21 protein-coding genes and 2 tRNA genes are annotated in these 22,739 nt (G+C 58.4%); 9 read left to right on the forward strand and 14 right to left on the reverse strand.

Annotation, left to right across the window (positions count from 1 at the left end; translation table 11 throughout):
* Positions 1–32: 32 nt before the first annotated feature.
* From ACWKXX_RS17150 to mltB, 11 genes are all read right to left on the reverse strand, one after another.
* Positions 33–109: transfer RNA gene (locus ACWKXX_RS17150), tRNA-Arg, on the reverse strand.
* 4 nt (positions 110–113) lie between these two features.
* Positions 114–206: transfer RNA gene (locus tag ACWKXX_RS17155), tRNA-Ser, on the reverse strand.
* Between the two features lie 342 nt (positions 207–548).
* Positions 549–734, reverse strand: a complete 186-nt coding sequence (gene csrA / locus ACWKXX_RS17160; RefSeq protein WP_000906486.1) for a carbon storage regulator CsrA — start codon at positions 732–734, stop codon at positions 549–551.
* A 241-nt stretch (positions 735–975) separates the two neighbouring features.
* Positions 976–3,603: an alanine--tRNA ligase gene (alaS, locus tag ACWKXX_RS17165; protein WP_047365802.1), complete on the reverse strand. Its 2,628-nt coding sequence runs from the start codon at positions 3,601–3,603 to the stop codon at positions 976–978.
* A gap of 131 nt (positions 3,604–3,734) precedes the next feature.
* Positions 3,735–4,235, reverse strand: coding sequence for a recombination regulator RecX (gene recX, locus ACWKXX_RS17170; protein WP_261666053.1), 501 nt, complete (start codon positions 4,233–4,235; stop codon positions 3,735–3,737).
* A 68-nt stretch (positions 4,236–4,303) separates the two neighbouring features.
* Complete coding sequence (gene recA / locus ACWKXX_RS17175) at positions 4,304–5,362, reverse strand: recombinase RecA (RefSeq protein ID WP_015571667.1); 1,059 nt, start codon at positions 5,360–5,362, stop codon at positions 4,304–4,306.
* Positions 5,363–5,451: 89 nt separating this feature from the next.
* Positions 5,452–5,949: a nicotinamide-nucleotide amidase gene (gene pncC / locus ACWKXX_RS17180; RefSeq protein ID WP_003862172.1), complete on the reverse strand. Its 498-nt coding sequence runs from the start codon at positions 5,947–5,949 to the stop codon at positions 5,452–5,454.
* A 130-nt stretch (positions 5,950–6,079) separates the two neighbouring features.
* Positions 6,080–6,958 carry a metal ABC transporter substrate-binding protein gene (locus ACWKXX_RS17185; protein WP_022649141.1) on the reverse strand — a complete coding sequence of 293 codons (879 nt, stop codon included), beginning with the start codon at positions 6,956–6,958 and terminating at the stop codon, positions 6,080–6,082.
* Between the two features lie 14 nt (positions 6,959–6,972).
* Entirely contained in the window at positions 6,973–7,833 is an 861-nt protein-coding gene (locus ACWKXX_RS17190; RefSeq protein WP_045907404.1) for a metal ABC transporter permease, read from the reverse strand.
* Entirely contained in the window at positions 7,830–8,483 is a 654-nt protein-coding gene (locus tag ACWKXX_RS17195; protein WP_058700977.1) for a metal ABC transporter ATP-binding protein, read from the reverse strand. Before ACWKXX_RS17195 ends, ACWKXX_RS17190 begins: the two co-directional genes overlap by 4 nt.
* Before the next feature lie 322 nt (positions 8,484–8,805).
* Positions 8,806–9,906, reverse strand: coding sequence for a lytic murein transglycosylase B (gene mltB / locus ACWKXX_RS17200; RefSeq protein ID WP_015571672.1), 1,101 nt, complete (start codon positions 9,904–9,906; stop codon positions 8,806–8,808).
* Positions 9,907–10,157: 251 nt separating this feature from the next.
* Here mltB and srlA point away from each other — a divergent pair, with 251 nt between their 5' ends.
* The 7 genes from srlA (at position 10,158) to gutQ (ending at position 15,092) form a co-directional block, all read left to right on the forward strand.
* A complete protein-coding gene (srlA, locus tag ACWKXX_RS17205) occupies positions 10,158–10,721 on the forward strand; it encodes a PTS glucitol/sorbitol transporter subunit IIC (protein ID WP_015571673.1) in 564 nt (187 codons plus the stop codon).
* Positions 10,718–11,677: a PTS glucitol/sorbitol transporter subunit IIB gene (gene srlE / locus ACWKXX_RS17210; RefSeq protein ID WP_023295318.1), complete on the forward strand. Its 960-nt coding sequence runs from the start codon at positions 10,718–10,720 to the stop codon at positions 11,675–11,677. Before srlA ends, srlE begins: the two co-directional genes overlap by 4 nt.
* A 12-nt stretch (positions 11,678–11,689) precedes the next feature.
* Positions 11,690–12,052, forward strand: coding sequence for a PTS glucitol/sorbitol transporter subunit IIA (gene srlB / locus ACWKXX_RS17215; RefSeq protein WP_045349502.1), 363 nt, complete (start codon positions 11,690–11,692; stop codon positions 12,050–12,052).
* Between the two features lie 14 nt (positions 12,053–12,066).
* Positions 12,067–12,846: a sorbitol-6-phosphate dehydrogenase gene (gene srlD, locus ACWKXX_RS17220; RefSeq protein WP_045357982.1), complete on the forward strand. Its 780-nt coding sequence runs from the start codon at positions 12,067–12,069 to the stop codon at positions 12,844–12,846.
* Positions 12,847–12,937: 91 nt separating this feature from the next.
* Positions 12,938–13,297: a transcriptional regulator GutM gene (gene gutM, locus ACWKXX_RS17225; RefSeq protein ID WP_023304310.1), complete on the forward strand. Its 360-nt coding sequence runs from the start codon at positions 12,938–12,940 to the stop codon at positions 13,295–13,297.
* Between the two features lie 63 nt (positions 13,298–13,360).
* Complete coding sequence (gene srlR, locus ACWKXX_RS17230; protein ID WP_015571676.1) at positions 13,361–14,134, forward strand: glucitol operon DNA-binding transcriptional repressor SrlR; 774 nt, start codon at positions 13,361–13,363, stop codon at positions 14,132–14,134.
* A complete protein-coding gene (gutQ, locus tag ACWKXX_RS17235; RefSeq protein WP_015571677.1) occupies positions 14,127–15,092 on the forward strand; it encodes an arabinose-5-phosphate isomerase GutQ in 966 nt (321 codons plus the stop codon). The genes srlR and gutQ overlap by 8 nt, the downstream gene beginning before the upstream one ends.
* On the opposite strand, the gene norR is transcribed toward gutQ, so the two are convergent.
* Positions 15,089–16,603: a nitric oxide reductase transcriptional regulator NorR gene (gene norR, locus ACWKXX_RS17240; protein WP_017382788.1), complete on the reverse strand. Its 1,515-nt coding sequence runs from the start codon at positions 16,601–16,603 to the stop codon at positions 15,089–15,091. The genes gutQ and norR overlap by 4 nt on opposite strands.
* A gap of 187 nt (positions 16,604–16,790) precedes the next feature.
* On the opposite strand from norR, the gene norV reads away from it, so the two are divergent.
* On the forward strand, positions 16,791–18,239 hold the full coding sequence (gene norV / locus ACWKXX_RS17245) for an anaerobic nitric oxide reductase flavorubredoxin (protein ID WP_023304311.1): 1,449 nt from the start codon (positions 16,791–16,793) through the stop codon (positions 18,237–18,239).
* Positions 18,236–19,369 carry an NADH:flavorubredoxin reductase NorW gene (gene norW / locus ACWKXX_RS17250; RefSeq protein WP_015571680.1) on the forward strand — a complete coding sequence of 378 codons (1,134 nt, stop codon included), beginning with the start codon at positions 18,236–18,238 and terminating at the stop codon, positions 19,367–19,369. The genes norV and norW overlap by 4 nt, the downstream gene beginning before the upstream one ends.
* A gap of 126 nt (positions 19,370–19,495) precedes the next feature.
* Here the strand turns inward: norW and ACWKXX_RS17255 are convergent, their stop codons facing one another.
* Positions 19,496–20,518 carry a HoxN/HupN/NixA family nickel/cobalt transporter gene (locus ACWKXX_RS17255; RefSeq protein WP_023295322.1) on the reverse strand — a complete coding sequence of 341 codons (1,023 nt, stop codon included), beginning with the start codon at positions 20,516–20,518 and terminating at the stop codon, positions 19,496–19,498.
* 1 nt (position 20,519) lies between these two features.
* Entirely contained in the window at positions 20,520–22,736 is a 2,217-nt protein-coding gene (gene hypF / locus ACWKXX_RS17260) for a carbamoyltransferase HypF (RefSeq protein WP_261666052.1), read from the reverse strand.
* Positions 22,737–22,739 lie beyond the last annotated feature (3 nt).

A 22,739-nucleotide genomic window follows, 5' to 3' on the forward strand; every position in this document is an offset into this window, starting at 1 on the left:
ATATCACTTCGAAAGCAATATGAAGTAATAGATGGTGCATCCGGGAGGATTCGAACCTCCGACCGCTCGGTTCGTAGCCGAGTACTCTATCCAGCTGAGCTACGGATGCAAAATGGCGGTGAGGCGGGGATTCGAACCCCGGATGCAGCTTTTGACCGCATACTCCCTTAGCAGGGGAGCGCCTTCAGCCTCTCGGCCACCTCACCACACAACGCCTCTTTCGAGTGCTTCGAGCAACTCGTTAAGAGCTTCTCGTCGCTGCGTGGCGCATATATTACTTTCTGGGACTTATAAGTCAAACAATTTTCCACATGCTTTTTTCGTTTGCACAATTCGCACGCAATTCGCATGTAAAAGCCGCAAAGAGAGTGTTTTATAAGCGGATTTTGCAGGCATCTTCACAGAATTGTGTTGAGAGAAGCGCGTCTTTTGGATGAGATAAGATTATGAGAGTGGTCAAAAACGAAGCGTTTGAAATAGAACGGTAACTTTATGCAGGAAAAATAGCAGGAGGGTTGCGTCTCGCCCGACAGCGAGACGCGACAATATCAGTAACTGGACTGCTGGGATTTTTCAGCCTGGATACGCTGGTAGATCTCTTCACGGTGGACAGATACTTCTTTAGGAGCGTTAACACCAATACGTACCTGGTTACCCTTTACCCCTAAAACTGTCACGGTGACCTCATCCCCAATCATGAGGGTCTCACCAACTCGACGAGTCAGAATCAGCATTCTTTGCTCCTTGAAAGATTAAAAGAGTCGGGTCTCTTGTATCCCGGCATTATCCATCATATAACGCCAAAAAGTAAGCGATGACAAACACGTAAAGTGTAAGCAGTCACGGCATCACATTCTGTTAAACGTAAGTTTAGCCGATATACACAAACTCAACCTGACTTTATCGTTATCGATAGCGCAGTGAGCAAGACGCCATAACGTTACCGCTATGGCGTCTGCTTGTGCTTTGTAGTTATTACAGTTTCGCGCTTACCCAGCTTTCAACGCTGGCTAATGCCGCGGGAAGTGCCGCCGCATCCGTACCACCGGCTTGCGCCATGTCCGGACGACCGCCACCTTTGCCACCCACCTGCTGGGCGACCATGCCAATCAGTTCCCCTGCTTTAACACGATCCGTCACATCCTTAGAGACGCCCGCAATCAGAGAAACCTTACCCTCTGCGACCGTTGCCAGCACGATAACCGTCGAACCAAGCTGGTTCTTCAGATCGTCGACCATGGTACGCAGCATCTTAGGCTCAACGCCCGCCAGATCGCTGACCAGCAGTTTGACGCCCTTAATGTCTACCGCTTTGCTGGAGAGGTTTGCGCTCTCCTGCGCCGCAGCCTGTTCTTTCAGCTGCTGGAGTTCTTTTTCCAGCTGACGGGTACGATCCAGCGCGACACGCACTTTTTCGCCCAGGTTCTGACTATCGCCTTTCAGCAACTGCGCGATCTCGTGCAGCTGGTCGCTCTGCGCATGCAGGCTGGCAATTGCGCCTTCCCCGGTCACCGCCTCAATACGACGCACGCCTGCCGCCGTCCCCGACTCGGAAACGATGCGGAACAAGCCGATGTCACCGGTGCGGGATGCGTGAGTACCGCCACACAGTTCGGTAGAGAAGTCGCCCATGCTCAGCACGCGAACGCGGTCGTCATATTTCTCGCCAAACAGCGCCATCGCACCTTTCTTCTTCGCTGCCTCGAGATCCATGATGTGGGTTTCGATTGGCAGGTTACGGCGGATCTGGGCATTCACCAGGTCTTCCACCGCACGAATTTCAGACGGCTTCATCGCTTCAAAATGCGAGAAGTCGAAACGCAGCACTTTGTCATTAACCAGAGAACCTTTCTGTGCAACGTGCGTACCCAGCACTTCGCGCAGGGCTGCGTGCATCAGGTGGGTTGCCGAGTGGTTCAGACGAATGCGCGCGCGGCGAGCCTCGTCAACGTTGGCCTGAACGCCCTCGCCCACTTTCAGAGAGCCGGAAACCAGTTTGCCCTGGTGACCAATTGCCTGACCGTATTTCTGGGTATCGCTTACGCTGAAGCTGAAGCCATTGCCTTTCAGTTCGCCTTTATCGCCAACCTGGCCGCCCGATTCCGCATAGAACGGCGTTTTATCCAGGATAACAACCGCTTCCTGGCCCGCGCTAATGCTGTCTACGGCTTTACCGTCAACAAACAGCGCGGTCACGTTGCTGGTCAGGGCCAGCTCTTCGTAGCCTTTAAATTCAGACGCGCTATCAACGCGGATCATCGCGTTGTAGTCCGCGCCAAAACCGCTGGATTCACGCGCACGACGACGCTGCTCTTCCATTGCGGCTTCAAAGCCTGCTTCGTCAACTTTGATGTTGCGCTCGCGGCAAACGTCCGCGGTCAGGTCAACCGGGAAGCCATAGGTGTCGTACAGGCGGAAAGCGGTTTCGCCATCCAGCGTGTCGCCCTTGAGTTTCGCCAGCTCGTCGTCCAGCAGCGCCAGACCGCGCTCCAGCGTACGGGCAAACTGCTCTTCTTCGGTTTTCAGAACCTGTTCAACCTGCGCCTGCTGGCGTTTCAGCTCGTCACCGGCAGAGCCCATCACGCCAATCAGTGGCCCAACGAGTTTATAGAAGAAGGTGTCCTTCGCGCCCAGCATGTTGCCATGGCGGATCGCACGACGAATGATACGACGCAGCACATAGCCACGGTTTTCATTCGACGGGGTAACGCCGTCAGCAATCAGGAACGCACAGGAACGAATATGGTCTGCGATAACGCGCAGTGATTTGTTGCTCAGATCGGTTGCGCCCGTTACCTCAGCAACGGCTTTGATCAGGGTGCTGAACAGGTCAATCTCATAGTTGGAGTTAACGTGTTGCAGAACGGCCGCGATACGCTCAAGGCCCATACCGGTATCTACGGACGGTTTTGGCAGCGGCTCCATGGTGCCGTCGGCCTGACGGTTGAACTGCATGAAGACGATGTTCCAGATCTCAATGTAGCGATCGCCATCTTCTTCCGCGCTTCCCGGAGGGCCACCCCAGATGTGGTCGCCATGATCGTAGAAGATCTCGGTGCACGGACCGCAAGGGCCGGTGTCGCCCATCTGCCAGAAGTTATCAGACGCGTAAGGCGCGCCTTTGTTGTCACCGATACGGATGATACGTTCGCGCGGGATACCCACTTCTTTTTCCCAGATGTCGAACGCTTCGTCATCGGTCTCATACACGGTCACCCACAGACGCTCTTTCGGCAGATTGAACCAGTTTTCACCGGTCAGCAGTTCCCACGCGTATTGAATGGCGTCGTGTTTGAAATAGTCGCCGAAGCTGAAGTTACCCAGCATTTCGAAGAAGGTGTGGTGGCGCGCGGTGTAACCGACGTTTTCCAGATCGTTGTGTTTACCGCCCGCACGCACGCAACGCTGTGAGGTTGTGGCGCGGGAATAATTACGCTTGTCGAGACCAAGGAACACATCCTTGAACTGGTTCATCCCGGCGTTGGTAAACAGCAGAGTCGGGTCATTGTTCGGTACCAGGGAGCTGCTGGCAACAACCTGGTGTCCCTTACTATGGAAAAAATCGAGAAACGCCTGACGGATCTCAGCGGTGCTCTTGCTCATAATTATCCTGAAATCAAGCTAACGAAATGTCGCAGCAGATCTGTATCTGTAAACAGTTGGACGGACCAGCTACTGGAAAAAGTGGGAATAAGATAAGTTTTCTTTAGTGGGAAGTAAAATCCCGCATGCGTTCAATCGGTAAAATTACGCCAGATATCCTGAATATCTTCCATCAGGAAGCCGCGGTAGAGCAAAAAGCGCTGGATTTTAACTTTTTCTGAAAATTCACGCGGCAGCGGCTCACTGTACTTTCGTACCGCCTGCTCGCGCGCCAGTTCGCACCAGTCAATTTCACTTTCGCGCATGGCTTTTTCAATCGATTCACGGGCTACCCCTTTCTGGTTCAGCTCCTGGCGGATACGCGCTGGCCCATAGCCTTTACGACCACGGCTGGCAAGAAAGCGAGCGGCAAAACGGCCGTCATCCAGATAGTGATGCTCGTAGCACCAGGCAACCACGCGGTCATAATCTTCCGCGGTGGCATCAATGTCTTCCGGACCGTTTTTGCTCATGACGGGCGCTGACAGTTTCCGCCGCAGCTCCTGTTCGCTATGGTCACGCACGGCAAGAATACGCACGGCCCGATCCAGCAAGCGTGAGTAGGCTGGTCGGCGTGATGTCGGTTCACTCATAAAAAACCTGTCGATTCAGAAATGCAAAAAGGGCCGCATCAGCAGCCCTTCATTTTTATCCGAGAGGATTAAAAGTCTTCGTTGGTTTCTTCAGCATCCGCGCCGTCGACCACGAAATCAGGTTTAGAGTCCTGGTTGTTCAGCAGGAGTTCACGCACCTTCTTCTCAATCTCTTTCGCCGCCGCCGGGTTCTCTTTCAGCCAGGAGATAGCATTCGCTTTACCCTGACCAATCTTGTCACCGTTGTAGCTGTACCATGCGCCCGCTTTTTCAATCAGCTTCTCTTTCACGCCCAGGTCAACCAGCTCGCCGAGGAAGTTGATACCTTCGCCGTAGAGGATCTGGAACTCAGCCTGTTTGAACGGTGCTGCGATTTTGTTCTTCACAACCTTCACGCGGGTTTCGCTACCGACTACGTTATCCCCTTCTTTCACCGCACCGATACGGCGGATATCCAGACGGACAGAAGCGTAGAATTTCAGAGCGTTACCGCCGGTGGTGGTTTCCGGGTTACCGAACATTACACCAATTTTCATACGGATCTGGTTGATGAAGATCAGCAGCGTATTGGACTGCTTCAGGTTACCCGCCAGCTTACGCATCGCCTGGCTCATCATACGTGCCGCGAGGCCCATGTGAGAGTCACCGATTTCACCTTCAATTTCCGCTTTTGGCGTCAGCGCCGCAACGGAGTCGACGATGATCACGTCAACCGCACCTGAGCGCGCCAGCGCGTCACAAATTTCCAGTGCCTGCTCGCCGGTGTCCGGCTGGGAGCACAGCAGGTTGTCGATATCAACGCCCAGTTTACGGGCATAGACCGGGTCCAGCGCGTGCTCGGCATCGATAAACGCACAGGTTTTACCTTCGCGCTGTGCCGCCGCAACAACCTGCAACGTCAGGGTAGTTTTACCCGAGGATTCCGGACCGTAGATTTCTACGATACGGCCCATCGGCAAACCGCCAGCGCCCAGTGCGATATCAAGAGAAAGCGAACCAGTGGAGATAGTTTCCACATCCATGGAACGGTCTTCACCCAGGCGCATGATGGAGCCTTTACCGAATTGCTTTTCGATCTGGCCCAGTGCTGCCGCCAACGCTTTCTGTTTGTTTTCGTCGATAGCCATTATTACTCCTGTCATGCCGGGAGAAGCAACTGCGCTTCACCATGGACTTCTGTTCTGTTGAGGCAATTATACTGTATAGTCATACAGTATCAAGTATTTTGTAGAAATTGTTGCCAGAGCGTTTTTAACGCGTATTCCGTTGCCTGACGACGCACGCTTTCGCGGTCGCCGCTGAAGCATTCCCGGCGGGTGATCCCTTCACCTTTTGAGGTGGCAAAGCCAAACCAGACGGTGCCGACAGGCTTCACGTCGCTGCCGCCGTCCGGCCCCGCGATACCGCTGATGGAGATAGCGTAATCTGCGCGCGCCTCTTTCAGCGCGCCAATCGCCATCTCGATCACCACCGGCTCGCTGACCGCGCCATGCTGCTCAAGCGTGGCTTCACGCACGCCGATCATCTGCGCTTTCGCCTCGTTACTGTAGGTCACAAAGCCGCGTTCAAACCAGGCGGAACTGCCAGCAATATCGGTAATTGCTTTCGCCACCCAGCCGCCGGTGCAGGATTCTGCGGTCGTGAGAGTCGCGCCGCGCTGTTTCAGCGCCAGCCCCACCACTTCGCTTAGCTGCATCAATTCATGGTCAGTCATTCTCGCTCCAGGCCTTAGAAAAACATGCAGCACAAGATAGCACTTTCTCATCAAATATGGGGATGCGCGTCGGGTTTTACGAGGGGGCTTCAGAAAAAAGCCGATGCGGGCGCATCGGCCAGAGAGACGCTTATTTCATGCTGTTAGCGAGGGTGTCCACATTGTGGCGAAATGCCTTGACGTAGGTGTCCGCCACGCCGCCCTTCGCGGACAGCGCTTCCGGGTAAAGTTCACCACCCGGCTGGGCGCCCGTGGCGGTCGCAATCTGCTTCACCAGGCGTGGGTCAAGCTGGTTTTCCATAAACCAGGTTTTCACGCCGTCAGCTTTAATCTGATTGATGATCTCCGCTACCTGCGCCGCGCTGGCTTCACTCTCAGACGACAGCCCCTGCGGCGCCATAAACGTCACGCCGTAGGCGCGGCTGAAATAGCCGAAGGCGTCGTGGCTGGTCAGCACTTTGCGCTTCGCCTGTGGGATGTCGCTGAAACGCTTTTTAGCCCAACCGTCCAGTTGAGAGAGCTGCGCAATATAGGGTTTACCGGTAGCTTCAAGCGCCGCCGTATCTTCAGGATCGGCCTTCACCAGCCCTGAGAGAATATTTTGCGCATACAGCGCGCCGTTCGCCGCGCTGTTCCACGCGTGCGGATCGGTCACGGTTTTACCGTCCTCTTCCAGCGTGTGCGTTTTCACGCCGTCCGAAGCAACCACCAGTTGGCCTTTGAATCCGGAGGCTTTCACCAGACGGTCGAGCCAACCCTCCAGCCCCAGCCCATTGACCACCACCACGTCAGCTTTACTCAGCGCCGCGCTGTCTTTGGGCGAGGGTTCGAAAGTATGGGGATCACCGTCCGGCCCCACCAGCGTCGTCACCTTCACACGATCGCCGCCAACCTGCTGCGTGATGTCTCCCAGGATGGAAAAGCTGGTCACCACATTAAGCGTTTTCGCCATTACGCCGTGCGTCATCATGCCGAGCGCGAGCGCCACGGCTAATCCTGTACGTTTCATCGTTTCCCCTTGCGTTAAAAAAGCGCCCGCAGGCTATCCGCCAGCCTGCTGCGCGTGCCAAATAAAACTGAAATAAAGAACAATGCGCTGGCGGTCAGCACAATGGAGGGCCCGGCGGGCAGACTCACTGCCCAGGAAAGGCTTAAGCCCAGCCACGCGCAAAAAATACCGCTGATACCCGCCATCAAAAGTAACCCTGACAGTGTGCGCACCCAGCAGCGTGCCGCCACGGCGGGTAACATCATCAGCCCGACGGCCATCAGCGTGCCGAGCACCTGAAAACCGGCTACCAGGTTGAGCACCAGCAGCGCCAGAAACAGACCGTGTAACATCCCGGGCAGCCAGCGCGCGTTCACCTGCAACCACGCGGTATCAAACGCTTCGCTGACCAGCCCCCGATAAAAAATCGCCAGCGTGAGGAGCGTGAACATGCAAACGCCCGTCACGAACAGGGCTGACGCGCTATCCACGGCGAGAATGGAGCCAAACAGAAGATGAAGCAGATCGACATTTGAACCGCGCAGCGACACCAGCGTGACGCCCAGCGCCAGCGAGCCCAGGTAAAACCCCGCGAAGCTGGCATCCTCTTTAAGCGGCGTGCGGCGGCTGACCAGCCCGGCCACCAGCGCAACGGCGATCCCGGCAATAAACCCGCCGACAGTCATTGCCAGCAGCGACATCCCGCTGAGCAGATAGCCCACCGCGACACCCGGCAAAATGGCGTGAGAAAGGGCGTCCCCCATCAGGCTCATCCGACGCAGCTGAAGAAATACGCCCAGCGCAGTGGTGCTGACGGAGAGCGCCAGGCAAACCACCAGCGCGCGCCGCATAAAGCCGTACTCAATAAACGGCTGGAAGAAGAGATGCCAGATCATGCCACCCTCACCCGCTCGGTTTTCCAGTGCGGCGTATCAGCATCCAGCCGCAGCGTTTGTGGGAAGTGGCGCGAGACGCGTTCGCTGTCGTGCAGTACCGCCAGCAGGGTCTGCCCCTGCATATACATCTCCAGCATCAGATCCATCAGCACGTTGCAGGTCGCTTCATCGACGCCGGTGAAAGGCTCATCCAGCATCACCAGCGGCGCCTGCTGCACCAAAACGCGGGCAAACAGCATGCGCTGAAACTGGCCGCCGGAAAGTTCATCTATGGTAGAGAACGCCATGGACTCCAGCCCCACGCGCTCCAGCGCGCCGGCAATGCGCATGCGGGTATTCCGACGAAAACCGGCAAACAGTGAGATTGCTGGCCAGCAGCCCATACTCACCACGTCCTGCACGGTCAGAGGAAATTGCGCCTCCAGCGCGTGACGCTGCGCCAGCCAGCCCACCACCGGACGTCTCCCCTGCCAGCGAAACGTACCGCTGACGGGCGGAATAAAGCCGGCGAGCGTTTTCAGCAGCGTGGATTTGCCGCAGCCGTTGGCCCCGACGATAGCGGTCATGCTCCCGCGTTCAATCACGCCGGACAGCGCGCGCGTAACGGGCTGGCGATCGTAACCCGCCACCAGGTCGTTCATCACGATCATGGCAACGCCACCGCCCAGCGCATGGCCAGGCCGAGAAACAGAATGAGCACCAGCGCCAGCAGCAGCCGAACCGGGGATGAGAGAGAAAACAGGGACATGGATATCTCAATTCAAAAATAATGTTATAACATAACAATAATGAAAGACGGTTAAGATGTAAACGGTGGGAGTGAAATGGGAGTGTGGCGAAATGTTTCTGCAAAATTCCCCTCTCCCGTGGGAGAGGGTCAGGGTGAGGGCATCAGGCCGCACCGTGCATGCAGCCATGCCGGGTGGCGGCGTTGCCTTACCCGGCCTTACCCGGCCTACCCGGCAGGGTAACTTACTGGCTAAACGGTGACGCTGCCGGCACACGCGCCTGAGACACCGCCAGCCCCAGCTGCCACACCGCCATCGCATAGTGCGTGCTGTGGTTGTAGCGGGTAATGGTGTAGAAGTTCGGCAGCCCGAACCAGTACTGATAACCGGTTCCGACATCCAGGCGCAGCAGGCTCACCTGGTCAACATTGCCCAGCGGCTGCGACGGCGTTAAGCCTGCCGCTGCCAGCTGCGCCACGCTGTATTTGGTTTTAAATCCGTTTTCCAGACCAAACGCCTCGCCGTTCGCCTGCACCGCCACCTGGCCGCCCGGCGTCCAGCCATGCGCTTTGAAGTAGTTGGCCACGCTGCCAATGGCGTCTTCGGGATCCCACAGGTTGATGTGACCATCCCCGTTAAAATCTACCGCGTACTGCTTATAGGAGGAGGGCATAAACTGGCCGTAGCCCATTGCCCCGGCGAACGACCCTTTCAGATCGAGCGGATCGTCCTGTTCGTCTCGCGCCATCAGCAGGAAGGTTTCCAGCTCGGAAGAGAAATACTCGGCGCGGCGCGGGTAGTTGAAGGAGAGCGTCGCCAGCGCATCAAGGATGCGGGTTTTACCCATAATGCGTCCCCAGCGGGTCTCGACCCCAATAATACCGACGATGATCTCCGGCGGCACGCCATAGACCTGCCACGCACGGTTCAGGGCGTCTTCATACTGATTCCAGAACACCACGCCATTCTGCACGTTGTCCGGGGTAATAAACTGTTTGCGATAGCGCAGCCACGCGCCGTTTGGCCCGGTCGGCACCTGGGCTGTCGGCGCCTGCCTGTCCATCAGACGCAGCACATAGTCCAGACGCTTCGCCTGAGACAAAATGGCATGCAGCTGCTGGCGGTCAAAACCGTGCTTGCTCACCATTTTATCGATGAACTGTTCGGCCGCAGGGTTATTCGCGAAGTCGCCGCCCATCTGCATCATATTGTGCTGCGGCTCCAGCAGGAATCCTCCGGAAGGCGCGCCCGCCGTTGGCTGAGCGGCTTCGGTCTTGGGTTTGCTACTACAGGCGGACAGGAGAATAAGCGCAGGCAACAGCGCTGCATAACGACGCTTGAACATGTGGCATCCATTTAACGAGTTCGGTAAGAACCCAGTATGGTAAAGCATCCCCAACTCCTCAAGGAAGTGGTACGCACCTCCCCAACGCAAATCCGTGCTTTTTTCCACCAAAAATTATTCACCTCACCAATAAACTTTCAAAATAATACATTTTTCTTTCATTGTGAGATCTGATTAACACTTTAAAACCTTTCAAAGTGATTATTATTAGCCGCAGATAGACAAAAACAAACGCCCTACAGGAGAGAAGAATGATAGAAACCATCACCCACGGCGCCGAGTGGTTCATCGGGCTGTTTCAGAAAGGCGGCGAGGTATTCACCGGCATGGTGACCGGGATCCTGCCCCTGCTGATCAGCCTGCTGGTGATCATGAACGCCCTGATTAACTTTATCGGCCAGCAGCGTATTGAACGCTTCGCCCAGCGCTGTGCCGGCAATCCGCTGTCCCGCTACCTGATCCTGCCCTTCATCGGCACCTTTGTGTTCTGCAACCCGATGACCTTAAGCCTCGGCCGCTTTATGCCAGAGAAGTACAAGCCGAGTTATTACGCCGCCGCCTCCTACAGCTGCCATTCAATGAACGGCCTGTTCCCGCACATTAACCCCGGCGAGCTGTTTGTTTACCTCGGGATTGCCAGCGGTCTCACTACGCTGGGACTGCCGCTCGGCCCGCTGGCGGTGAGCTATCTGCTGGTCGGCCTGGTCACCAACTTTTTCCGCGGCTGGGTGACGGACCTCACTACCGCCATTTTTGAGAAAAAAATGGGCATTCAGCTTGATGAGAAAGTCCAGCTTTCGGGAGCCACAGTATGAACCGGATCCGCATAGAGAAAGGCACGGGCGGCTGGGGCGGCCCGCTGGAGTTCGACGCCACCGAAGGCAAAAAGATCGTCTACATCACCGCGGGCACGCGCCCGGCGATCGTCGACACGCTGCGCGAGCTGACCGGCTGGGAAGCAGTCGACGGCTTCAAAGAGGGCGAGCCGCCGGAAGCGGAAATCGGCGTGGCGGTAATCGACTGCGGCGGCACCCTGCGCTGCGGCATCTACCCGAAGCGCCGCATTCCGACGGTGAATATTCACTCCACGGGCAAATCAGGCCCGCTGGCGCAGTACATCCTTGAGGACATTTATGTCTCGGGCGTGAAGGAGGACAACATCACGCTGGTAAATGGCACACCCGCGCCGCAAAAAGCATCCCCGCGCGACTACGACACCAGCAAAAAAATCACCGAGCAGAGCGACGGCCTGCTGGCGAAGGTCGGGATGGGGATGGGGTCCGCCGTGGCGGTGCTGTTTCAGTCCGGGCGCGACACCATCGACACGGTGCTGAAAACCATTCTGCCGTTTATGGCGTTCGTCTCGGCGCTGATCGGCATCATCATGGCCTCCGGCCTCGGCGACTGGATTGCCCACGGCCTCGCCCCGCTCGCCAGCCACCCGCTCGGCCTGGTGACGCTGGCGCTGATCTGCTCCTTCCCGCTGCTGTCGCCGTTTCTCGGCCCGGGCGCGGTGATTGCCCAGGTCATTGGCGTGCTGATTGGCGTGCAGATTGGTCTGGGGAATATTCCCCCGCACCTCGCCCTGCCCGCCCTGTTTGCCATTAACGCTCAGGCGGCGTGCGACTTCATCCCCGTCGGGCTGTCACTGGCGGAAGCGCGCCAGGAGACCGTGCGCGTGGGCGTCCCCTCCGTGCTGGTGAGCCGCTTCCTGACGGGCGCGCCAACGGTGCTAATTGCCTGGTTTGTCTCCGGCTTTATTTATCAATAAGAGGTTCCTGCCATGACCGTGATTTACCAGACCACCATTACCCGCATCGGCCAGAGCGCAGCCGATGCGCTGAGCGACCAGATGCTGATCACCTTCCGCGAAGGCGCCCCGGCAGATATCGAAGAGTTTTGCTTTATCCACTGCCACGGCGAGTTAAACGGCGAGCTGAAGGCCGGTGGCCAGCTGGAGCTGGGCAAGGCGCGCTATGCCGTAACCGCCGTCGGTGACGTCGCCGAGCAAAACCTGCGCGAGCTGGGGCACATCACCTTGCGTTTCGACGGCCAGCCGCGGGCGGAGTATCCCGGCACGGTTCACGTTGAGGGGCCGGTTCCGCAGGCCATCACCCCAGGCTGCACGTTAAAATTTATTTCGTAATAAAGGAGAGACACATGAGTCAGGTTGCCGTTGTCATTGGTGGGGGACAAACCTTAGGCGAGTTCCTCTGCCATGGGCTTGTCGCAGAGGGCTACCGCGTGGCGGTCGTGGATATTCAGAGTGAGAAAGCCGCCCGCGTAGCGGACGCCATCAACATCGAATTTGGCGAAGGGATGGCGTATGGATTTGGCGCCGACGCCACCAGCGAGCAGAGCGTGATGGCGCTGGCCCGCGGCGTGGATGAGATTTTTGGTCGCACCGATCTGCTGGTCTACAGCGCGGGGATTGCGAAAGCGGCCTTTATCAGCGATTTCGAACTGGGGGATTTTGACCGCTCGTTGCAGGTGAATCTGGTGGGCTATTTCCTCTGCGCCCGCGAATTTTCCCGTCTGATGATCCGCGACGGTATTCAGGGTCGCATCATTCAGATCAACTCAAAATCGGGGAAAGTGGGCAGCAAGCACAACTCCGGCTACAGCGCGGCGAAGTTTGGCGGCGTCGGGCTGACGCAGTCTCTGGCGCTGGATCTGGCCGAATACGGCATAACCGTTCACGCGTTGATGCTGGGTAACCTGCTGAAATCCCCGATGTTCCAGTCCCTGCTGCCGCAGTATGCCGCCAAACTTGGCATCAAAGCGGAGGACGTCGAACAGTACTACATCGACAAAGTGCCGCTGAAGCGCGGGTGCGATTATCAGGACGTGCTGAACATGCTGCTGTTTTACGCCAGCCCGAAAGCCTCGTACTGCACCGGGCAGTCGATTAACGTCACCGGTGGGCAGGTGATGTTCTGAGTTCATTCCCCGGTGGCGCTGCGCTTACCTGGGCTACAATCCCCGTAGGCCGGGTAAGGCGCAGCCGCCACCCGGCAGTTAAGGAGCCGATATGGTCACCGCACTCATCACCGTCGCCGCCCTCGCCTGGCTTTGCCAGATGGCGTTTGGCGGCTGGCAAATCCATCAGTTTAACCGCGCCTTTGACGCCCTGTGCCAGAAAGGCCGCGTGGGCGTTGGGCGTTCCGGCGGACGCTTTAAACCGCGGGTTGTCGTCGCTATTGCGCTGGATGAAAACAATATGGTTTGCGATTCCCTCATCATGCGCGGCGTAACGGTGTTTGCCCGTCCGACCAAAATCCAGGCGATCGACGGCATTTCGCTGCATGATTTACAACCTGATGTGATCTTCCCCCATGATTCACTCTGTCAGAATGCACTATCATTAGCGCTTAATCTGAAACATGGATAATTTCGTTGTGAAAGTTATAAACTTGCGGAATTATCATTTCGCAACGTAAGGAACGAAGCGCCTATGAAACCACGTCAGCGGCAGGCGGCCATACTTGAGCATCTGCAAAAGCAGGGAAAGTGCTCGGTAGAGGATCTGGCCCACTACTTTGACACCACCGGCACGACAATACGCAAGGACCTGGTGTTGCTCGAAAACTCCGGCGCCGTCATTCGTACCTACGGCGGCGTGGTGCTCAATAAAGACGAAGCCGACCCGCCTATCGACCACAAAACGCTGATCAATACTCACCAGAAAGCGCTGATTGCCGAAGCCGCCGTCAAATTTATCCAGGACGGCGATTCCATTATCCTCGACGCAGGCAGTACCGTCCTACAGATGATCCCGCTGCTCAGCCGCTTTAATAACATCACCGTGATGACCAACAGCCTGCACATCGTCAATGCCCTGTCAGAGTTCGACAGCGAGCAGACCATCCTGATGCCCGGCGGCACCTTTCGTAAAAAATCGGCGTCGTTTCACGGGCAGCTGGCGGAGAATGCCTTCGACCACTTCAGCTTCGATAAGCTGTTTATGGGCACGGACGGCATCGACCTCAACGCGGGCGTGACCACCTTCAACGAGGTGTTCAGCGTCAGCAAAGCGATGTGCAACGCCGCGCGGGAAGTGATTTTGATGGCGGACTCGTCGAAGTTTGGCCGTAAAAGCCCCAACATTGTCTGTAGCCTTGAAAGCGTCGATAAGCTGATTACCGACGCAGGTATCGATCCGGCATTTAAAAAAGCGCTGGAAGCGAAGGGCATCGACGTGATCGTAACCGGAGAGAAAAATGAGTGATTTTCTGTTAAACGCAGGCCGTCAGACCCTGCTGCTGGAGCTACAGGAAGCCAGCCGCCTGCCGGAACGTCTGGGTGAGGATTTTGTTCGTGCAGCCAACACCATTATCCACTGCGAGGGCAAAGTGATCGTGGCGGGTATCGGTAAATCCGGTCATATCGGCAAGAAGATTGCCGCGACGCTTGCCAGCACCGGCACCCCGGCGTTCTTCGTGCATCCTGCCGAAGCGCTGCACGGCGATCTGGGGATGATCGAAAGCCGCGACGTGATGCTGTTTATCTCCTACTCCGGTTCAGCCAAAGAGCTGGATCTCATCATCCCTCGCCTGCAAGAAAAATCGGTGGCCCTGTTAGCGATGACCGGCAAATCCCGTTCGCCGCTGGCGCTGGCCGCGAAAGCAACCCTGGATATTTCCGTTGAGCGCGAAGCCTGTCCGATGCACCTGGCACCGACCTCCAGCACCGTCAACACGCTGATGATGGGCGACGCCCTGGCGATGGCGGTGATGCAGGCGCGCGGTTTTAATGAGGAAGATTTCGCCCGCTCCCATCCTGCGGGCGCGCTTGGGGCTCGTCTGCTCAACAAAGTTCACCACCTGATGCGCACGGACGATGCCATTCCTCAGGTCAAACTCGACACCAGCGTGATGGACGCCATGCTGGAGCTGAGCCGCACCGGGCTGGGGCTGGTTGCGGTATGCGACAATGACCGCCAGGTGAAGGGCGTCTTCACCGACGGCGACCTGCGCCGCTGGCTGGTGGGCGGCGGCAAGCTGGAGGCGCGGGTATCCGAAGCAATGACCCAGGGCGGGCTGACGCTGAATGCCGACAGCCGCGCGATTGAAGCCAAAGAGGTGCTGATGAAGCGCAAAATCACCGCCGCGCCGGTGGTGGACGAGCACGGCAGGCTGTGCGGCGCGATCAACCTGCAAGACTTCTACCAGGCGGGGATTATTTAACCCTTCAGCCCCAGACGTTTCGCCAGCCTGTGAAGGTTGGCGACGTCCATCTCCAGCGCCCGCGCGCACGCCGCCCAGCTGCGGTTATTCTGCTCCAGCGCGCGGGCGATCATCTGACGCTGGAACGCATCCGTCGCCTCGCGCAGGTTTTCGTTCACGCTCTCAGGTATCACCGGCTTCACGGGCGGCATCGTTTCCTCATGCAGCGCGAAATGGCGCGCATGAATAACCACTTCATCCCCCGAACGCGTTGCCCGCGCCAGCACCACCGCGCGGTGGATCGCATGTTCCAGCTCACGCACGTTACCCGGCCAGCCGTAGCTCAGCAGGTGCGTCCTCGCGCCAGGACTTAGCACCACGCGGGAAAGCCCCATTTTGAGCCGACACTGTTCGCAGAAAAAGCCCGCCAGCAGAACCACATCCTCGCCCCGCTCGCGCAGCGGCGGCACCGTGAGCGGGAACACGCTCAGACGGTGGAACAGATCGGCGCGGAAATTCCCCGCCAGCACCTCTTCGCGCAGATCGCGGTTCGTCGCCGCCAGCACGCGCACATCCACGCGTAAGCTGCGATCGTCTCCCACGCGTTGAATATCGCCATACTGCAACACCCGCAGCAGTTTGGCCTGGAGCGAAAGGGAGAGTTCGCCAATTTCATCGAGGAACAGCGTGCCGTTATCAGCCATTTCGAACTTGCCGCTGCGGTTGCTGATCGCCCCGGTAAAGGCCCCTTTGACGTGTCCGAACAGCTCGCTTTCCGCCACGCTTTCCGGCAACGCCGCGCAGTTGAGATAGACCAGCGGATTCACCGCACGGGGCGAGGCTTCGTGGATCGCTTTTGCCACCAGCTCTTTACCGGTGCCGGTCTCCCCGAAGATCAGCACGTTCAAATCAGACGCGGCGACAATCTCAATCTCTTTTTTGAGCTGCGCCATGCCCGGCGAAAGGCCGATCATTTCGGTGTGCGCCACCTGCTCAAACGCCGTCGGGCTACCCGGAAGAATATTCTGGCTCTCCAGCTGTTCTATCAGCAGGGCGTTGTTCAGCGCCCCGGCCGCCAGCGCGGCAATCAGCCGTAGCTCTTCGTCGCTGAAGGTATCGAACTGATCAGGCGACATGCCGTCGAGGGTTAACGCGCCAATCAGGTTCTGCCCGGCAAACAGAGGCAGGCCGATACAGGCGTGCACCTTCAGGCTCTCCTGTCCGGGGATCAGGCCGTCGTAAGGATCGGGCAGATCGCTGTCTGCCGGGAAACGCACCACGTCACCCGCGCGGGCGATGGTTTCCAGACGCGGGTGGCCCTCCAGGGTAAAGCGCCGCCCGAGTACGTCCTTCGCCAGACCGTCGATAGCCAGCGGAATAAACTGCCGCCCTTCGTAACGCAGCAGCGCCGACGCATCGCAATCCAGCACGTGGCGCAACGTGGAGATCAGCCGCTGAAAGCGGTCCTGATGACCAATACCGGTTTGCAGTTCTATGGCGATCTTCGCCAGCACATCTACGGAAAAGCTCATCTCTGCCTCACTGTCATTTTGACAATACATAATGTCATATTGACAATTTTTAAGATAGTCAAAATGACTACCCACTAAGGAGCATCGAAACGAAAACACATTATTTTCAACAAATTAAAAAGTTGGCACGCAACTTGATATATGACAGTCATCTTATTTGAAAACGCCGTATTAAGTTGAGGTTGCTATGTCTATTCTGGTTAAAAATAACATTCATTGGGTGGGTCAACGTGACTGGGAAGTACGTGATTTTCACGGGACGGAATACAAAACGCTGCGTGGCAGCAGCTACAACAGCTATCTCATTCGTGAAGGTAAAAACGTCCTGATCGATACCGTCGATCACAAATTCAGCCGCGAGTTCGTGCAGAACCTGTGCAGCGAAATCGATCTGAATGACATCGACTACATCATCATCAACCACGCGGAAGAGGATCACGCCGGGGCGCTGACCGAGCTGATGTCCCACATTCCGGATACCCCGATCTACTGCACCACCAACGCCATTGACTCCATCAACGGCCACCACCACCATCCGGAGTGGAACTTCCACACCGTGAAAACCGGCGACACGCTGGATATCGGCAATGGCAAACAGCTGATCTTCGTGGAAACCCCAATGCTGCACTGGCCGGACAGCATGATGACCTACATGACCGGTGACGCGGTGCTGTTCAGTAACGACGCCTTCGGCCAGCACTACTGCGACGAACGTCTGTTCAACGACGAAGTGGATCAGACCGAGCTGTTCGAACAGTGCCAGCGCTACTACGCCAACATCCTGACCCCGTTCAGCCGTCTGGTCACGCCAAAAATCACCGAGATCCTCGGCTTCAACCTGCCGGTGGATATGATTGCCACCTCCCACGGCGTGGTATGGCGTGAAAATCCAACCCAGATTGTCGAACTGTACCTGAAGTGGGCGGCGGACTATCAGGAAGATCGCATCACCATCTTCTACGACACTATGTCCAACAACACCCGCATGATGGCGGACGCCATTGCCCAGGGCATCAACGAAGTGGACCCGAACGTGGCGGTGAAAATCTTCAACGTGGCGCGCAGCGATAAGAATGAGGTGTTGACCAACGTCTTCCGCTCCAAAGGCGTGCTGGTGGGTACCTCCACCATGAATAACGTGATGATGCCGAAAATTGCCGGACTGGTGGAAGAGATGACCGGCCTGCGCTTTCGTAACAAACGCGCCAGCGCCTTTGGTTCACACGGCTGGAGCGGCGGCGCGGTAGACCGTCTCTCCACCCGTTTACAGGATGCCGGTTTTGAGATGTCCCTGAGCCTGAAGGCGAAATGGCGTCCGGATCTCGACGCGCTGGAAATCTGTCGCCAGCACGGTCGCGACATTGCCCGCCAGTGGGCGCTTGCGCCGCTGCCGGAAACCGCACCCGCCGCGGCGGTTACGCCGGAAGCTGTAGCAGAAGCCGCTCCTGCCGCTGCCGACCTCGGCCCTTGCATGCAGTGCAGCGTCTGCCAGTGGATTTACGATCCTGAGCTGGGCGAGCCGTTGCAGGATGTCGCGCCGGGTACGCCGTGGAGCGAGGTGCCGGACAACTTCCTCTGCCCGGAATGTTCCCTCGGGAAAGACGTCTTTGATGAACTGGCAACGGAGGCAAAATGAGCCACGGCATCGTCATTATCGGCTCGGGCTTTGCCGCCCGCCAGCTGGTGAAAAATATCCGCAAACAGGATGCTAACGTGCCGTTGACGGTGATCGCCGCCGACAGCATGGATGAGTACAACAAGCCTGATTTAAGCCACGTCATTAGCCAGAATCAGCGCGCCGACGATCTCACCCGCCAGACGGCGGGGGAGTTCGCAGAACAGTTTAACCTGCGTCTGTTTCCGTACACCTGGGTCACCGATATCGACGCCGACGCCCACGTGGTGAACGCGAAAGATAAAACCTGGCAGTACGACAAACTGGTGCTGGCGACGGGGGCATCGGCGTTTGTGCCGCCGGTTGAGGGCCGCGAGCTGATGGTCACGCTCAACAGCCAGCAGGAGTATCAGGCCAGCGAGACCCTGTTACGCGACGCCACGCGGGTGATGATTGTCGGCGGCGGACTGATTGGCACCGAGCTGGCGATGGACTTCTGCCGGGCGGGAAAATCCGTCACCCTGGTTGACCACGCGGCCAGCATTCTGTCAGCGCTGATGCCAGCAGAAGTAAGCAGTCGCTTACAGCATCGTCTGACCGACATGGGCGTGCATCTGCTGCTGAAATCGCAGTTACAGAGCCTGAGCAAAACCGAAACCGGCATTTGTGCGACGCTCGACCGCAACCGCAGCGTTGAAGTGGATGTGGTTATTGCGGCGACGGGGTTGCGCCCGGAAACCGCGCTGGCGCACCGCGCGGGCGCAGAGATCAATCGCGGCGTGAAGGTGGACAGCTACCTGCAAACCACCCAGCCGGACATTTATGCCCTGGGCGACTGCGCGGAAATTAACGGCCAGGTGCTGCCGTTCCTGCAACCGATTCAGTTAAGCGCCATGTTCCTGGCGAAAAACCTGCTCGGCGGCAACGCCCCGGTGAAATTACCCGCCATGCTGGTGAAGGTAAAAACGCCGGAACTACCGCTGCATCTCGCAGGTGAAACGCAGCGTCAGGATCTGGACTGGGAGATTGTCCTTTCGCCTCAGGGCATGGTGGCGCGCGGCACCGATACCGACGGTCAGATGCGCGCCTTTGTCGTCAGCGAAGACAGAATGAAGGAGGCCTTCGCGCTGCTGAAATCGCTACCAGCTTAACCCTCGTCATGCCGGGTGGCGCTCCGCTTACCCGGCCTACAGTACTGCCACGCTTACTTAACCTTTGGATTTTGTTGTCCACCGCCCCGATGTCCCGGGGCTTTTTTTATCGCTACACTTTCAGCGTCAGGGGCGCACCACCAGCGCGTCATAACCGCGCCAGCGATAGTTCGCCATCGAGATCAGCCAGCAGGCGACAAACAGCCCGACCACCACAAATCCGGCGTCGCCCAGGTTATCGTTCACCGCGCCAATCAGATCCCACACGCCGCCGCTGAGGGCGAACTTGTCCATCAGCAGACCCAGCGCTTCCAGGCCGCCGATAAACAGCGCCACCACCACCGAAGTGCCGGTGATGGTCATGTTGTAGTAGAGCTTGCGCTGCGGCTTGTTAAACGCCCAGCCGTAGGCACCCACCATCAGCAGGTTATCGAGCGTATCGACCAGCGCCATGCCGCTGGCGAAGAGCGCCGGGAAGATCATGATCGACCACACCGACATCCCGCTGGAGGCGCTGGCGGCGGAGATCCCCAGCACGCCGATTTCGGTGGCGGTGTCGAACCCCAGGCCGAACAGGAAACCGACCAGGTACATCTGCCAGCTTTTATTGACGAGGCGGAAGGTTTTGCCGAACAGCCAGTTCATGACGCCGCCCTGTGCAGGCAGCGTGATGTCGCCCTGCACGGGATTGCCGTGTTTCAGCGCCTGAAAACTGCGCCAGACGCCGCGCAGGATCACCATATTCACCAGCGCCATCGCCAGCAGGAAGGTTGCCGACACCGCCGTGCCGATCAGGCTGCCGGTCTCGTGAAACCACGCCATATTCTTCTGAAATGCCGTGGCGGTCGCGGCGATGGCAATGGAGGCCAGCACCACGATGGTGGAGTGTCCGAGGGAAAACCATGCGCCCACGCCGGACGGGCGCTTGCCCTGCTGCATCATTTTACGCGTCACGGTATCAATCGCGGCGATATGGTCGGCATCCACCGCATGACGCAGTCCGTAACACCAGGCCAGCAGGCTGGCCGCCATCAGCGCCGTACTGCCGCTAAAGGTGTGCCACGCCAGCCCCCAGGCCAGCAGGTTAGCCATCCCGAGAGCCAGCAGCAGGCACGCTGCACGAGGTTCATTGCGTAAAAGTCGTAACATTTTAAATCCCTTGTGAACATGATCGGGCGGCAGCAACCACCGCCTGCCCGAAGGAGATCGCTCCGTCGCCTGCGGGCAGGCGCGAAGGAAAAAGAAGCGTGAAATCAGAAAGGTAATGACGAAGGCGCGCGCGCAGCAGGCGGTTGTGAAGGACGCCGCCGCTGAAACACACCGTCGTGAGCGACCGTCGGCGGGCATGCGTTGCCGCCAGTTCGCTCAGCCCTTTTGCCAGCGCATCGTGAAAAGCCCAGGCACGCTCGCCGGGTTCCGCCCGCCAGGTAAGCCACTGTTGCCAGAACAGCGCAAGGTTATCCGTCTGGAGCGTCACCGGATGATCAACCCCTGCGCAGCGTTCGGCCAGCGCCTCCAGCCGGCACGCGGCTTCGCCCTCATAGCGTTGCGTTTCAATGCCCAGCGCACAGGCCACGGCGTCGAACAGACGACCACAGGAGGAGGCCCGCGGCGCATTGATACCGCGCGACACAGCCGTTGCCAGCAGCGGCCAGTTTTGACGCTGTACCACCTCTGTTTCCGGGTACTGCTGCCAGTCAGGTACGAACGCCAGACAGTGGGCGAGCAAATTGCGCCACGGCTGTTTTGCCGCCAGATCGCCCCCCGGCAGCGCAACGGCTGGCAGACCGCCCAGCCGTTCGCAGTCGCGATAGTTCACCCGCAGGCACTCGCCGCCCCACAGCGCGCCGTTCTCGCCCATGCCGATCCCGTCCAGCGTCAGGGCAATAACATCCCCGCCGTTGAGCGGCCAGCCATTCTCCGCCAGACACGCTGCCGCATGCGCATGATGATGCAGCACGGTCTCAACGGGCAGCGCCTGCGTCCGGGCCCACAGTCGGGCGTGATAACCCGGATGGGCATCGCACACCACGCGCTCAGGCTGAAAGGCGTAGATGTCCTGCATCGTCGAGAGCGCACTGCGCCACTGCGCCTCTACCCCCTCGTCGCTCAGATCGCCAAAATGCTGGCTCAGCACCGCCTGGTTGCCACGCACCAGGCTGAAGGTGTTTTTCATCTCCGCGCCGGTGCATAACATGGGCGGGATGTCGCGGAATCCGGCGGGCAATGTGATGGCATCCGGCACAAAACCGCGTGCGCGACGCAGCATCGTGCCCTCCTGGTCCATCACTGAATCATCCATCCGTTGCAGGATGTCGCGGTTGTGCAGCAGGAAGCCGTCAGCGATGTCACTGAGTTCTTCCAGCGCCTGCTGGTTGCTTATGGCGGGTGGATGGCCGCTGAGGTTGCCGGAGGTCATCACCAGCGGGCGCTGGCAGTCCAGCATCAGCAAATGCTGGAGCGGGTTCGCAGGCAGCATCACGCCGACCGTATCCAGCCCCGGCGCAATCTCCTCAGGAAACGCAGGAAGGCAGGCTTTTGGCGTCAGCACAATCGGCGCAGCGGGTGAACGTAACAGCGTCTGGATGGCCTCCGGCAGATCGTCCGCATGCGGGATCATCACCGCCAGCGGCCTGGTCGGGCGCTGCTTGCGTGCCCGTAATTTCCGAACCGCCTGCGGGTTAAGCGCGTCGCAGACCAGGTGAAAACCGCCCAGCCCTTTGACCGCCACAATCCCGCCGCCTTCCAGCATCGCCACCGCCGCGCTTAACGCCGATTCGCGGGTGGCAGCAGCCTCCCCGGCTCGCCACTCCAGCTGCGGTCCGCAATCCGGGCAGGCCACCGGCTGGGCGTGAAAACGCCGGTCAGCCGGGTTGCGGTACTCCGTTTCACAGGGCACACAGAGCGGGAATGGCGCCATTGACGTGGCCGGGCGGTCATAGGGCATGGCGCGGATAATGGTAAACCGCGGCCCGCAGTGGGTGCAGTTGATAAACGGGTAGCGGTAGCGACGTTCGCGGGGATCGCGCATCTCCACCAGGCATGCGGGACAGGTGGCGGCATCCGGGACGATTTGCGTGTCCATCGCCCCGCTCTCGCTGTGGCGGATGACAAACTCATCCGGCAGCGTCGTCCAGCTGAACGGCTGCGTTTCAATGCGATCGATGCGCGCCAGCGGTGGGCAGTCCTGGCGCAGTCTCGCGGTAAAGTCACCCCCACTGCCCGCGAGACGCACCAGGACACCCTCTCCGTCGTTGCAGACGTCGCCTGCCAGCCCCAGCTGGTGCGCAAGCTGCCAGACGAAGGGACGAAATCCTACCCCCTGCACCTTGCCGCGCACCCGAAGCTGTACGCCGTTAACGCGCATCGC

The sequence above is a fragment of the Enterobacter sp. UPMP2061 genome, assembly GCF_053709615.1.

Excerpts from the sequence above, each read along its gene's own strand:
- csrA (WP_000906486.1), bottom strand. The coding sequence starts at position 734 with ATGCTGATTCTGACTCGTCGAGTTGGTGAGACCCTCATGATTGGGGAT.
- alaS (WP_047365802.1), bottom strand. The coding sequence starts at position 3,603 with ATGAGCAAGAGCACCGCTGAGATCCGTCAGGCGTTTCTCGATTTTTTC.
- recX (WP_261666053.1), bottom strand. The coding sequence starts at position 4,235 with ATGAGTGAACCGACATCACGCCGACCAGCCTACTCACGCTTGCTGGAT.
- recA (WP_015571667.1), bottom strand. The coding sequence starts at position 5,362 with ATGGCTATCGACGAAAACAAACAGAAAGCGTTGGCGGCAGCACTGGGC.
- pncC (WP_003862172.1), bottom strand. The coding sequence starts at position 5,949 with ATGACTGACCATGAATTGATGCAGCTAAGCGAAGTGGTGGGGCTGGCG.
- ACWKXX_RS17185 (WP_022649141.1), bottom strand. The coding sequence starts at position 6,958 with ATGAAACGTACAGGATTAGCCGTGGCGCTCGCGCTCGGCATGATGACG.
- ACWKXX_RS17190 (WP_045907404.1), bottom strand. The coding sequence starts at position 7,833 with ATGATCTGGCATCTCTTCTTCCAGCCGTTTATTGAGTACGGCTTTATG.
- ACWKXX_RS17195 (WP_058700977.1), bottom strand. The coding sequence starts at position 8,483 with ATGATCGTGATGAACGACCTGGTGGCGGGTTACGATCGCCAGCCCGTT.
- mltB (WP_015571672.1), bottom strand. The coding sequence starts at position 9,906 with ATGTTCAAGCGTCGTTATGCAGCGCTGTTGCCTGCGCTTATTCTCCTG.
- srlA (WP_015571673.1), top strand. The coding sequence starts at position 10,158 with ATGATAGAAACCATCACCCACGGCGCCGAGTGGTTCATCGGGCTGTTT.
- srlE (WP_023295318.1), top strand. The coding sequence starts at position 10,718 with ATGAACCGGATCCGCATAGAGAAAGGCACGGGCGGCTGGGGCGGCCCG.
- srlB (WP_045349502.1), top strand. The coding sequence starts at position 11,690 with ATGACCGTGATTTACCAGACCACCATTACCCGCATCGGCCAGAGCGCA.
- srlD (WP_045357982.1), top strand. The coding sequence starts at position 12,067 with ATGAGTCAGGTTGCCGTTGTCATTGGTGGGGGACAAACCTTAGGCGAG.
- gutM (WP_023304310.1), top strand. The coding sequence starts at position 12,938 with ATGGTCACCGCACTCATCACCGTCGCCGCCCTCGCCTGGCTTTGCCAG.
- srlR (WP_015571676.1), top strand. The coding sequence starts at position 13,361 with ATGAAACCACGTCAGCGGCAGGCGGCCATACTTGAGCATCTGCAAAAG.
- gutQ (WP_015571677.1), top strand. The coding sequence starts at position 14,127 with ATGAGTGATTTTCTGTTAAACGCAGGCCGTCAGACCCTGCTGCTGGAG.
- norR (WP_017382788.1), bottom strand. The coding sequence starts at position 16,603 with ATGAGCTTTTCCGTAGATGTGCTGGCGAAGATCGCCATAGAACTGCAA.
- norV (WP_023304311.1), top strand. The coding sequence starts at position 16,791 with ATGTCTATTCTGGTTAAAAATAACATTCATTGGGTGGGTCAACGTGAC.
- norW (WP_015571680.1), top strand. The coding sequence starts at position 18,236 with ATGAGCCACGGCATCGTCATTATCGGCTCGGGCTTTGCCGCCCGCCAG.
- ACWKXX_RS17255 (WP_023295322.1), bottom strand. The coding sequence starts at position 20,518 with ATGTTACGACTTTTACGCAATGAACCTCGTGCAGCGTGCCTGCTGCTG.
- hypF (WP_261666052.1), bottom strand. The coding sequence starts at position 22,736 with ATGCGCGTTAACGGCGTACAGCTTCGGGTGCGCGGCAAGGTGCAGGGG.